At 47.7% G+C, this 12580-nt stretch carries 8 protein-coding genes; 2 read left to right on the top strand and 6 right to left on the bottom strand.

Annotation, left to right across the window (positions count from 1 at the left end):
- Positions 1 to 95 precede the first annotated feature (95 nt).
- The gene (locus tag ACXAD8_RS12575) at positions 96 to 1787 is read left to right on the top strand and encodes an NAD-dependent malic enzyme (RefSeq protein ID WP_475229071.1); all 1692 of its coding nucleotides are present in this window, start codon (positions 96 to 98) and stop codon (positions 1785 to 1787) included.
- A gap of 19 nt (positions 1788 to 1806) precedes the next feature.
- Here the strand turns inward: ACXAD8_RS12575 and ACXAD8_RS12580 are convergent, their stop codons facing one another.
- The 6 genes from ACXAD8_RS12580 to argC all read right to left on the bottom strand — a co-directional run bounded on the left by ACXAD8_RS12580 (position 1807) and on the right by argC (position 11024).
- Positions 1807 to 4824: a hybrid sensor histidine kinase/response regulator gene (locus tag ACXAD8_RS12580; protein ID WP_475229073.1), complete on the bottom strand. Its 3018-nt coding sequence runs from the start codon at positions 4822 to 4824 to the stop codon at positions 1807 to 1809.
- A gap of 185 nt (positions 4825 to 5009) precedes the next feature.
- Positions 5010 to 6992 carry an argininosuccinate lyase gene (gene argH, locus ACXAD8_RS12585; RefSeq protein WP_475229076.1) on the bottom strand — a complete coding sequence of 661 codons (1983 nt, stop codon included), beginning with the start codon at positions 6990 to 6992 and terminating at the stop codon, positions 5010 to 5012.
- Positions 6993 to 7006: 14 nt separating this feature from the next.
- A complete protein-coding gene (locus tag ACXAD8_RS12590) occupies positions 7007 to 8224 on the bottom strand; it encodes an argininosuccinate synthase (RefSeq protein ID WP_475229078.1) in 1218 nt (405 codons plus the stop codon).
- Between the two features lie 18 nt (positions 8225 to 8242).
- Positions 8243 to 9157: an ornithine carbamoyltransferase gene (locus ACXAD8_RS12595; RefSeq protein WP_475229080.1), complete on the bottom strand. Its 915-nt coding sequence runs from the start codon at positions 9155 to 9157 to the stop codon at positions 8243 to 8245.
- A gap of 18 nt (positions 9158 to 9175) precedes the next feature.
- Positions 9176 to 9976: an acetylglutamate kinase gene (gene argB / locus ACXAD8_RS12600; protein ID WP_475229082.1), complete on the bottom strand. Its 801-nt coding sequence runs from the start codon at positions 9974 to 9976 to the stop codon at positions 9176 to 9178.
- 13 nt (positions 9977 to 9989) lie between these two features.
- A complete protein-coding gene (gene argC / locus ACXAD8_RS12605) occupies positions 9990 to 11024 on the bottom strand; it encodes an N-acetyl-gamma-glutamyl-phosphate reductase (RefSeq protein ID WP_475229085.1) in 1035 nt (344 codons plus the stop codon).
- Between the two features lie 463 nt (positions 11025 to 11487).
- Between argC and ACXAD8_RS12610 the strand changes: the two genes are divergently transcribed.
- Positions 11488 to 12579: a Kelch repeat-containing protein gene (locus tag ACXAD8_RS12610; protein WP_475229087.1), complete on the top strand. Its 1092-nt coding sequence runs from the start codon at positions 11488 to 11490 to the stop codon at positions 12577 to 12579.
- The last annotated feature ends 1 nt before the right edge of the window (position 12580 follow it).

Genomic DNA, 12580 nt, shown 5'->3' on the forward strand with positions numbered 1-12580 from the left:
GCGCAGCAACAGGCTCGTCTTACCAGCATAATTGCTCTCAACTATCGTTGATTTACCGCTATACTTTCAACAACATTGACCCTACGTTAAACACTATGCAAGAAGACAATAACGATCCACTTTATATCCCCTATGCCGGTCCAGCCTTATTGGAAACGCCACTACTTAACAAAGGCAGTGCCTTCAGCCATGAGGAACGTGTTGCCTTTAACCTGGCGGGACTACTACCGCCTCGCTATGAGACCATTGAAGAGCAACTGGAACGTTGCTGGGCGCAGTATTCCAGTTTCGCAGACCCCATCAACAAACACATATACTTGCGCGCCATCCAGGACAACAATGAAACCCTGTATTATCGACTCATACAGGAGCACATTGATGAGATGATGCCCATCATATACACCCCAACGGTGGGTGATGCCTGTGAGCAATTTTCTGATATTTATCGCAAGTCCCGAGGACTATTTTTATCTTACGCTGATCGTCACGATATTGATGACATTTTGCGCAATGCGACAAAGCGCAATGTCAAAGTTATCGTTGTCACTGACGGTGAACGCATTTTGGGCTTGGGCGACCAGGGCATTGGTGGTATGGGTATCCCAATCGGAAAACTATCCCTGTACACAGCCTGTGGCGGCATCAGTCCGGCTTACACCATGCCTATCATGCTCGACGTAGGTACCAACAACAAAAAGTTACTGGAAGATCCCATGTATATGGGTTGCCGTCATCCCAGAATCAGCCAGTCTGAATACGATGAGTTCATCGAATTATTTATGAATGCCGTTGAGAAGCGCTGGCCTGGTGTGATGATCCAGTTTGAAGATTTCGCGCAACACAATGCCACTCCCATTCTGCAGCGTTACAGAGATAAATTCTGTTGTTTCAACGATGACATTCAGGGCACGGCTTCTGTTACTGTGGGCACATTGATGTGTGCAACGGGAGCGATTAACACACAACTGAAAGATCTTAACGTCGTATTTGTTGGCGCAGGCTCTGCAGGTTGCGGTATTGCCGAACAAATCATTCAGCAAATGACTGCCGAAGGGGTATCGCCAGAGCAAGCCCGTAGCCAGATATTCATGGTGGACAGATACGGTCTGGTTACCGATAAAACGCCAAACCTGAGAGATTTCCAGCAGTGCCTGGCTCAGGACAGTAGCGCTATTGCCAAGTGGCAGTTTGACGGTGATTATCCATCCGTACTGGAAGTTATTAATAACGCTAAACCTACGGTTCTGATCGGTGTTTCCGGTGTTGGCGGCCTGTTTACCGAAGAAGTGATTAAAGCCATGGCCAGCCATGTGGAGCGACCAATCATATTCCCACTCAGCAACCCCTCCCGTCAGGTAGAAGCACATCCCGCTGATGTCATTCGCTGGACAGAAGGACGCGCCATCGTCGCCACTGGCAGTCCATTTTTACCAGTGGAGTTTGAAGGTAAAAGGTTCACCATTCCACAGTGTAATAACAGCTATATCTTTCCCGGTATCGGGCTCGGTGTATTGGCCAGCAAGGCCAGCCGTATCAGTGATGAAATGCTGTTGACCGCCAGCTCTACATTGGCAGAGTGTTCGCCTCTGGCCACTACCGGCGAAGGTGACTTATTGCCACCATTGCGACAGGTACAGTCGGTTAGTAAGAAAATTGCCTTTGCGGTTGCTAAGAAAGCCCAAGAACAGGCGCTGGCGTTACCGGTAAGCGACGAAGTATTAAACTCGCGAATCGACAAGTTCTTCTGGCACGCCGAATATCGTCCTTACAAACGGGTCAGCCTGTAACTCCTACACAGCGAAGGCTTTATGGCAACACAGCGATAAAGTCTTCTACGTGACTTTGAAACTGCTTGTATAGCGCTTGTACTTTAGCGATATCTTCAGTTTTGGCGGCGTTTTCTATGTTCTCAGCCACTCGGGCCACTTTCACGGCCCCCAGGCTACCACTTGAGCCTTTAACTTTGTGCGCCAGTTTACCAATATCGACAAATTTTTGTTGTTCGATGTGCTCTGCAAACAACGCCAACTCCTGTGGCATGGTAGTTCGAAATAACCCAATCAGGCGTGTTGCCAGGGTTTCACTATTGCCAATTCGCTCCATAAAGCCTTGTTTGTCCCAGATTTTTTCACCATCGTCCATTTCGACTGCGTGGTGCTTTATGGGAATGTCCGGCTCAATATTAACCTCTTCGACTCCCTCTGTGCGGTCCTCAACGCCTAACCACATCTCCAGCTTGGAACGCAATTCATCAGCCGATACCGGTTTTGACAGGTAATCATCCATGCCAGCATTGATACATTTTTCGCGATCACCCTTCATGGCGTTAGCGGTCATTGCAATTATGGGGATTGAAGTATTTTCGATGCCCTGAGCCCCATTTCGTATGGCTCTTGTAGCCTCGTAACCATCCATTTGCGGCATCTGGCAATCCATCAATACCGCCGAAATAGGTGGGCCACTGGCATTGTTATCATTGGCTAATCGCTGCACCGCTTCCACCCCGTTTTCAGCGATTACCACTTCATAGCCCAAGCCAGTGAGCATCCCCTTGGCAACCTCCTGATTAATAACATTGTCTTCCACCAGCAGCAGGCGACATTTCCCATCTTTGACGTAGGGTTTAAGCTGTTTTAATTGCTCTTTGGTTACCATGGTACTGGCGGGGAAATTTGAGCCACCGTCTAATACAACCACCAGTGCATCGTATAGATCTGAACAGGTTACTGGCTTGGTAAAATAACCTTTGAAGCCTATCTTAGCGAAATAACTGGGTTCCTTGGCATTGCCGATAGAGGTCATCATGATCATAGGAATGCGTTTAACTATGGCATCTTCCTGCATCATCTTACCTAATGACGCACCATCCATACCCGGCATTTGCATATCTAAAATTGCCGCATCAAACTCAGGATTGCGGCGCAGTAACTTTAACGCGCTGACCCCATCAGCAGCTTCTGCCACTAGCGCCCCCCACTTGGTCAATTGCTTATTCAATACCTCTCGGTTGGTAGTATTGTCATCTACAATCAGAACCTGTTTGCCACGAATCGAAGCTTTGGACCTGGGCACCTCGATTTGTTTGCCCGGCAGCAACTGAATTTCAAAACCAAAGGTACTGCCTTTTCCAAATTGACTATTGACCCAAATCTCCCCCTGCATCACCGCGCAAAGTTGTTTGCAAATAGCCAGCCCCAGCCCGGTGCCACCATATTTTCGGGTGGTAGAACTGTCCACCTGAGTGAATGAACTGAACAGATGGGGTAACTTTTCATCGGGAATACCAATACCGGTATCAGTAACGATACAGCGCAAGCGCCAACTGTCAGGCAAACTTTTATCCAGACTGATTTTCACCACAATTTCACCTTGCGAGGTAAACTTGATAGCGTTGCCCACCAGGTTATTGACCACCTGACGGATGCGGCCCGGATCCCCTTTGGCCCAGCAGCGTTCCAGTTCAACCTCGTCGATTATCAGCTCCAGACCTTTTTCTTCAGCCCGTTGCGCCAGACTCTCTATAGCTTCATCAAACAATGCGCGCACGTCGAAATCGATTTCTTCCAGTTCAATTTTGCCGGCCTCAACTTTAGAAAAATCCAAAATATCGTTGATTAAATCCAATAGAGATTCGGCACTGGATTGCGCCAGCCGCAGATAGCGACTTTGTTGTGGCTGTAGTTTGGTATCCATCAGCAGCCCCAACATACCGATCACACCATTCATCGGGGTGCGAATTTCATGGCTCATATTGGCCAGAAAATCCCCTTTGGCTTTGACCGCAGACTCGGCCCGTTCTTTCTCATTGATAAGCAATTGTTGATGCTCTTCAATTTGACTATTGATGACTTTCGACAACAACACTGCAAGAGCAATAAACAACAGCAATAAGGAAATAGCCACGATAATGTTCATTTCTAATAGATCGCTGACTTCCTGCAGTATTTCATCTTCAAGACTGACGCCGATAAACTTCCAGCCCAATTGTGGAGACTTGTATACAGAAGCAAAATAACGCACGCCATCGATTTCCACCGCAGCATTGCCTGACTGCATAGCGAAAATCGGCGCAAAGTTCCCGCCGTAGATTTCATTAATATGTTTGAAGTTATTGGCCGGTGCGTTGGGATCTACCAAGACAGTACCGTTGTCTTCCACCAACATCACAAAACCGGACTTACCCAGCTTTATCTGTGCTATCCGTTCAGTGAGATTTTGCATGGACAAATCCATGCCTAGTACACCGATCAGCTCGCCATTATCCTGATATAAGGCTTTCACAGTGCTGACAATGACCTTGTCCCCGATTTTCCAGTAATAGGCGTCGGTTCTGACGGTTTCACCATTTGCCGATAGTGCGGTTTGATACCAGGGGCGTATTCTTGGGTCGTATTGTCGGGAAATGGCTTCCTGCGGCCAGGAGACATAGCCACCTGATTCATTGCCCATGTAGATGTAGGTCAAATCCGGGTGGCTGGCAGCAAAATCTTCAAACAGCGTAAAGATGTTTCGCTCAATAGCACTACCGGAAAGGGGGCGCATCATAGTGGCAGATGTAGTGGAACGATAGCTGGTTAACCCGCTACCGGCGGAGCGAACCAGTTCCAATCCCGCCACATAGTCAACACTCTCTGCAATTTTTTGCAGCAAAATGGTTAGACCATTATTAATTTGCCGGACTTCGCGCTCGTTAGACAGGGTGAAGTTTTCTATTGCCTGACGTTTACCGTGCTGCACCATCAATACACTGATGATGACCGTGGGTAATACCACCGCCGATACAAAAGCAATGACCAACTTTTGCGACATTTTCATAGGCAGCATGTCTTTCCTGGCAACGCGACAAACAACTGAAATCTGTGCACTTAATCACAGACTTCGAGGATTATTTGAAGTAAATGTGAATTAACTTCTCCTTAACACTATAAGACAATTAAAAAAGCCGCAAGAAGAATACCCCAATGTACAACTGAAGTATTAGCCTTGCGGCCTGGTTCAGAGATTTTTATTTACCCAACCAGTGCTTTGGCGATTAAATTCGCGTCCAGTTGTCCTGGTGCAGGTAAACCCACCAAATATTCCATTGCCACTTCATCACAGGCATGTTTTTTCGGACAGATATCACAATCCTTGATGACCTTCTCTGGCAATCCATTCATATCGGTTTTTACAAATCCCAGTTTGCCAAAGAAATCCGGCACCCTGGTGAGCACGATAACGCGCTTCAGTTCGATATGACGGGCCTGCTCTAACAGGTATTGGATCATCGCCTTACCTTGTCCTTTACCCTGAATATCAGCCTGCACACCAACCGAGCGAATTTCGGCTAAACCGGTTTGGTAAATATACAAACAGGCACAACCAATAACTTTACCGTCCAGCTCGGCTACCACGAAGTTTTGTATATCGTGCACAATATTGTCGCGGCTTCTGGGTAGCGTTTCGCCTTTAGCAGACCAGAAACGCACGATCTCATCAATGGCATCGACATCGGTCATTTTCGCCTGACGCACACTCAGTGCCGCCGCCTTTTGAGCGTTCAGACGCTGCTGAACATGACGTAAGGCAATCTGAATTTGTGGCTCAGAAGGACTGCCTGTTACCTGACTGGGCAAGATTTCCGCCAGATCACGACGGGAAGAATCCAATGCCAGTTCTACCTGTTCGCGAGAAGTTCCCCCCAACACCTGACGTTTATCAAGGCAGGACTCAATGGTCAGATACTGATAAACATCCTGGCCAATTTCCGAAGAGTAGGCCTGTAATTCAGACAGAGTAAAGTCTTCCAGCGCCTTGCCCTCGGAAATGGCTTTTAACACCACTTCACCCACAATGTGGTGCGCTTCCCGGAAGGGAATTTCTTTACTGACCAGGTAATCCGCCAGTTCGGTGGCATTGGCATACCCTTGCTGTGCTGCCGCCAGCGTTGCCGCGCTGTTAACCTTAATCCCTTCGGCCACCAGCACGCCCATTTGCAAACAGATTTGCCAGGTGTCCATAGCGTCAAACAAGCCTTCCTTATCTTCCTGCATGTCTTTGTTGTAGGCCAAAGGCAAGGCTTTCATGGTGGTCAACATAGCGGTAAGCGAGCCACAGACCCGTCCGGTTTTCCCCCGAATTAACTCCAGCGCGTCCGGGTTTTTCTTTTGTGGCATCAGTGAGGAGCCTGACGTGACCTGATCACTCAGTTCCACAAACCCGGCTTCACCGCTGTTATAAAAAATCAAATCTTCTGCAAAGCGCGACAGGTGCATCATGCTGATACTGGCACAGGACATCAGTTCGATGACGTGATCTCTGTCGGATACCGCATCCAGGCTGTTTAATGTCGGCCTGCGAAAGCCCAAATCAGACGCTAATGCATGACGGTCAATCGGATAGGCTGTGCCTGCCAGTGCGCCCGACCCAAGAGGTGAGGTATCGGCGCGATACAGGGCGTCGTTAAGGCGGCCAATATCCCGGTCGAACATTTCCACATAGGCCAGGCACCAGTGACCAAAAGTAACCGGCTGTGCCCGTTGCAGATGGGTGTAACCAGGCAAGACGGTGGCTTTTTCCCGTTGTGCCAGGTCCATCAATGCCTGTTGAAAACTCACCAATGCCAGTGACAATTCTTCGCCTTTAGCCTTACACCAGAGTTTCAGATCTGTGGCCACCTGATCATTTCGGCTACGGCCGGTATGCAGCTTTTTGCCCAAATCACCGACTGCGGCAATCAGCTTCTGCTCAACCCAGCTATGGATGTCCTCAGCATCAGATTGCAAAATTTGCTGTGGATCTTGCTGTACTTCAACAGCCAGTTCCTGCAAGGCATTCTGCAATTGTTGCTGCTCGATATCCGACAATACGCCCACTTGCTGCAACGCTTTTGACCAACTGATGGAACCCTGAATATCTTGCTCTACAAGACGATAGTCCACGGGTAAAGAATCATTGAACTTCTTGAACAATTCACTAGGTTGTTGTTTAAACCTTCCGCCCCATAACGCCATAATTTGCCTCTCAATTAACCTTTTTGCTTGTCTTGCATGGCTTTAATTCTGCTCGCCAGGCTATACAACCGAATAAAGCCTTCGGCGTGTTTTTGATCGTACACATCATCCGCACCGAAGGTCGCAAAATCCTCAGAATATAAGCTATTCACCGAGGCTTTTTGGATCACGGTGGCATTGCCCTTGTATAATTTAATGACGGCTTCACCACTGATTTGCTCAGCAAACACTTTTGCCCCTGCTAACAGCGACTGACACAGTGGTGTAAACCAACGACCATCATACAAAACATGAGAAAACTCTAGTCCCAAACTCTCTCTGTGTTTTAGCGAGTGCTTGTCCAATACCAGACTTTCTATAGCCTTGTAGGCCTTGTAAATCAAAGTACCTCCAGGGGTTTCGTAACAACCTCTGGACTTCATGCCCACTAACCGGTTTTCAACGATATCAATACGCCCTACCCCGTGCGCGGCACCAATCTGGTTGAGTTTAACCAGGGCATCATGAGGTGATAAGGGCTCGTTGTTAACCCTGGTCAGCATACCCTGCTCAAAGCTCAGTTGCACCGTTTCAGGCGCATCCGGCGCATCTTCCGGGTCCACTGTCATGGTCCAGACCTGTTTGCTGGGTTCGTTCCAGGGGTCTTCTAATTCACCGCCTTCGTGAGAAATATGCCAGGCATTGGCGTCACGACTGTAAATCTTAGTAGCAGAAGCAGTAGTCGGGATATTGCGGGTGGCCAGATAGTCCAGTAAGTCTTCTCTGGAAACCATATCCCACTCCCGCCAGGGGGCAATCACTTTCAGGTCGGGAGCCAGTGCCGAAAACGCGCCTTCAAACCGCACCTGATCATTGCCTTTCCCGGTACAACCGTGACACAAGGCATCTGCGCCCACTTTTCTGGCAATTTCCACCTGAGCTTTGGCAATCACCGGTCTGGCCATGGAAGTTCCTAACAAATATTCACCTTCGTACACCGCACCGGTTTGCAAAGTGGGAAAGATATAGTCCTTAACAAACTCTTCTTTTAAATCCACGATGTAGCATTCGCTGGCACCGGAAGCGATGGCCTTTTCATGCAGGCCGGCCAGTTCTTCATCACCCTGTCCCACATCCGCGGCAAAGGCCACAACTTCACAGTCGTAATTCTCTTTTAACCAGGGAATGATGGCCGATGTATCCAGACCTCCTGAATAGGCCAATACCACTTTTTTGACATTCTGCTCTGACATATTAAATCTCCTCAAAATTTAGTTTTTTGCTAAAAGCCACAACAAAATGGCATTTTGTGCATGCATACGGTTTTCAGCCTGCAAAAGCAGCAAGGACTGTTCGCTATCAACGACATTACTGGTGATTTCCAGATCACGGTGGGCAGGCTGACAATGCATCGCCCATTGCGCCCCCGACTGTTTCATCAAAGTCTCATTGAGCTGGAAAGGCTGGAATTGATTCTTTATCTGTTCCAGTGGTGTACTGTCACCCATGGAAATCCAGGTATCGGTGTACAGGGCATCGACATTTTTTAGGCTGTTTACATCATGTGTCAGGGTCAACTGACTGCCACTGCTATGGGCCACTGACTGACACCAGTCATAAATGCTTTTATCTGGCTCATAGCCCAGTGGTGTCGCAATGGTCAGGTTAACGCCTAAAATCGCACCAACTATCATCAAAGAATGGCTAACGTTGTTGCCATCACCTAAATAGGCCAGATGAACCTCGGACAGGTCGTCAAACTTCTCCGCTAATGCCAGATAATCCGCCAAAGCCTGACAGGGGTGATAGAGGTCACACAAGGCGTTAATTACCGGCACATGGGTGTTTGCAGATAAGGTTTCTAAAGTGCTGTGTTTAAACACTCTGGCCACAATAGCATCCGCCCAGCAGCCCAGATTCCCGGCCATGTCCTTGCCGGATTCACGACCTGCTAGATTACCGCCTTCCATATCCAGATATAAAAAGTGGCCACCCAGTTTATTAATGCCAATATCAAAACTCACTCGCGTTCTCAGCGACGGCTTTTCAAACAGTCCCACAATGGACTTGCCAGCCAGCGCGGTGCTGTATTTTTCCGGGTTGGCCTTAATATCCAAGGCTGAATTCAACAACGCCTGAACATCATCTTTTGACCAGTTTGTGAAGCTTAATAAATCTTGTTTCATAATATTGGACCTTATTCCTTATTGTGGCGACAGGGATTGCGCAGAGTTGTCAGGCAAAATACGTGTGCCACAAGGTTCCCCCTGGGTTAAAGCGAGTAATTGTTCCGGAGACTTCCAGGAACTGATAAATACCGATTTTCCGGTTTGATTTGCAGTGGCCAATGCCGACTCAACCTTCACCACCATGCCGCCCTGGATGACGCCACTGGCACAATGCTGCTGGATATCTTTCGCCGTCAAAGTGCTGAGTAACACTTTATCGCCATCCAGCACTCCGGCAACGTCTGAAAGTAGCACCAGCTCGGCCTGCAACAGCTGTGCAATGGTGGCCGCAGCATCATCGGCATTAACGTTGAGTAGATTACCCTGAGCATCACCAGCAATGGATGAAATAACCGGAAGATAACCATTGCTACAAAGCGTTTTTAGCAAATTCGGATTACCCGGAAACACTTCGCCTACAGCGCCCAGCTCGTCGCTTTTTTGCTTTGCCTGACAGGAATTGCCATCAAGCAAGGTTAATCCCACCGGAATAAGCTGGCAGCTGACTGCCGCAGCACAAATTTCAGAGTTTACCGTTCCGGCCAGCGCACCAACGACGTAAGGCAAGTGTGCCTTTGGGGTAACCCGAACACCGTCAATTTTTTCACTGGTGAAGTTGAGTTTTTCCAGTAGCGCCTGAGTGGTATCGCCACCGCCATGAACCAGCACCATGGAGAAATGCGACTGTAGCTTTGCCAATACTGCAAGCACCGATTGCAGTGCCTGGGCATCATTGAGTAATGCCCCGCCTACTTTGATCACGATAAAATCTTTCATACTTCAATGCCCCTTAATGACTGTAGCCCAAACCCAACGAATCGGGCAGGCCCATCATCAGGTTGGCGCACTGCATCGCCTGAGAGGCGGCACCTTTGAGTAAATTATCAATAGCACTACTGATAACTATGTACTGATTTTGCTCAGAGAATTGCCAGTGCAAATGACATTTTGGAGAATTGACTACCTGATCCAGTTTTGGCCAAGCTGGTAACAGTTTCACTATATCGGATTGGCCATATGCACTGTCGTAGGCAGCCTGGATAGCAGATTCGCTGGCGGCATGGTTTAATTTAAGGGTAATGGTGGCCAGAATGCCCCGTTTAAAATTCCCCAGATGGGGCGTGAAAATAACCTGGTTGTCCAGATAAGCGCAGATTTCAGGTTGATGCCGGTGAGACAATACACCATAGGATTGCAGACTGACTTCACACAAGCTGTTGGTCATGGTGGCTTTTCTGCCTGCACCACTGACCCCAGAGGTGGCATTAATCACAGGTAACACACTGTTATCTATTAGCCCCGCCTCTTGCAGCGGTTTAAGTGCCAACAATGAGGCTGTGGGGTAACAGCCTGGAACGGCCACCAGCTGCGCCTGACTGATACTCTCTGCATACCATTCTGCAAGCCCATAGACGGCCTTATCCAATAAATCACTTTGTTGGTGTTCGAAGCCATAATATTGGGCAAATACATCAGTGTCTTTAAGTCTGAATGCGCCAGACAAATCCAACAGCTTCGCACCCTGTTGCATTAATCTGGCGCTGATATCATGACTGAACTCATGGGGTGTGGCCAGGAACACCAAATCACTGTGCTGAGCAATCTGGTGGATAACCTCATCACTGAGTGCGGTTAAGCAATGTGACACTTGAGTAAATGGTGCCTGATAAAAACGACTATCCAGCTGCCACAGCGGTTTTCCCGCGTCCTGACTATTTTCTGAAACATACAGGCCCTGAAGCTGCATCTTGGGATGCTGCTCAACCAACAACGCCAACTCCATGCCGGTGTAGCCACTGGCTCCTAATAAGGATACGTTAATCATACTTTTCTCTGTGTTAAATTTTTTAAGGATAGGTGAAAAAAAGAAAGTGGCTGCTGCTTTTCAGTCAGCCACTGTGCTCTATCGTCGGAATGTGAAAAATTCCACCAGAGTAATGGCAGGGAGGAAATCAGATTGATGTTGCAATAAGGCTTTCATGGTACGTCTACAACAAGTAAATTCGGGGTCAGCTTCTGTTGAGTGAGAATGTGCCACACAAAATATATTTATGCAACATTTTTGCATTTTTATTTATTTTAAATTTTTATGAAATTTGCTTTTATAAAATGAAAATTAGCTATAGATTCTTATTTTCATTGGTTTTAAAGGCACAAAACCAAATTTTAACTGCGACCACCAAAGTGCTTTATTATGCCATCGCAATCTGCATACTCGCGCTAATGACAAGACAAACTCTTCATATCTGGTTAATGTAGACCTATAACTGAACAATAAATCCAGAAAAATGCATTCAGGACATCGCTTTTTACTCTTGGGGTTACTGCTAATCAGTATTTGTCGTCTTGGCTATGCCATCCCAGATTTACCTGAACCGGTAAGCAACAATGCGGTGGTATTGGTGGAAAAGGAGCAACAGCGATGGTTGATTTCTTTTATGGGCTTAGGACCAGGAAAAGAATGGCAAGACGTGCACAATCGGGTATGGGCTTATAAGTTTGGCGATCAGCATTGGCAATCACGCACTCCGGTGCCAACGTCCTTGCCGCTGCAAGGCCGATTAGCCAGCATCGCTGTTGGGCTAAACGGCAAAGCCTATTTGTTTGGTGGCTATACCGTATCCGAAGACCATAGCGAGATATCCAGTCCAGACAATTTTGTTTATGACGTTACAAATGATCAATACATCAAAATTAAAGATATGCCAGTTCCGGTAGATGACAGTCTGGCAGTGACTTTTCAGCAGCGCTACATCTATCTCATTAGTGGCTGGCACAATGATGGAAACGTCAACCTGGTACAGATATATGACACCCAACAGGATGAGTGGTTTATGGCCTCACCATTTCCGGGCGCTCCGGTTTTCGGTCAGGCCGGTGGCATTGTGGACAATGTGATTGTGCTTTGCGATGGTGTAAAAGTGGTTCCCTTGCCGGATAAAAGACGCTCCTTCGCAGCTGAAACCGCCTGCTACAAGGGCACAATCGATCCGCAAAATATCACCCGGATAGATTGGCGTAGTATTCCCCATCCCAGCAATCAGGGGCGCTATCGCATGGCGGCCAGCGGCATTAGTGATAGTTCCATGCGTGGTGTTTTGTTTGTAGGTGGTAGCATCAATCCCTATAACTACAATGGTATTGGATACAATGGACAGCCATCGTCTCCGGATGACAAAATCTGGCTTTATGATATTGCACAAAATCGTTGGATAATTTTTAATAACCCCACACCCACTATGGATCATCGCGGCTTGCTTCAGGACAGTGAACGATTCTATATTCCGGGTGGTATGGCTGAGCAACAACGAGTATTAAATCGCGTCACAGACTTTAATAAGCGCGAATTGCTGTCTACTATTAACAGCGCAAAGCAGTAAT

Source organism: Planctobacterium sp. AWH2_060, from assembly GCF_056158425.1.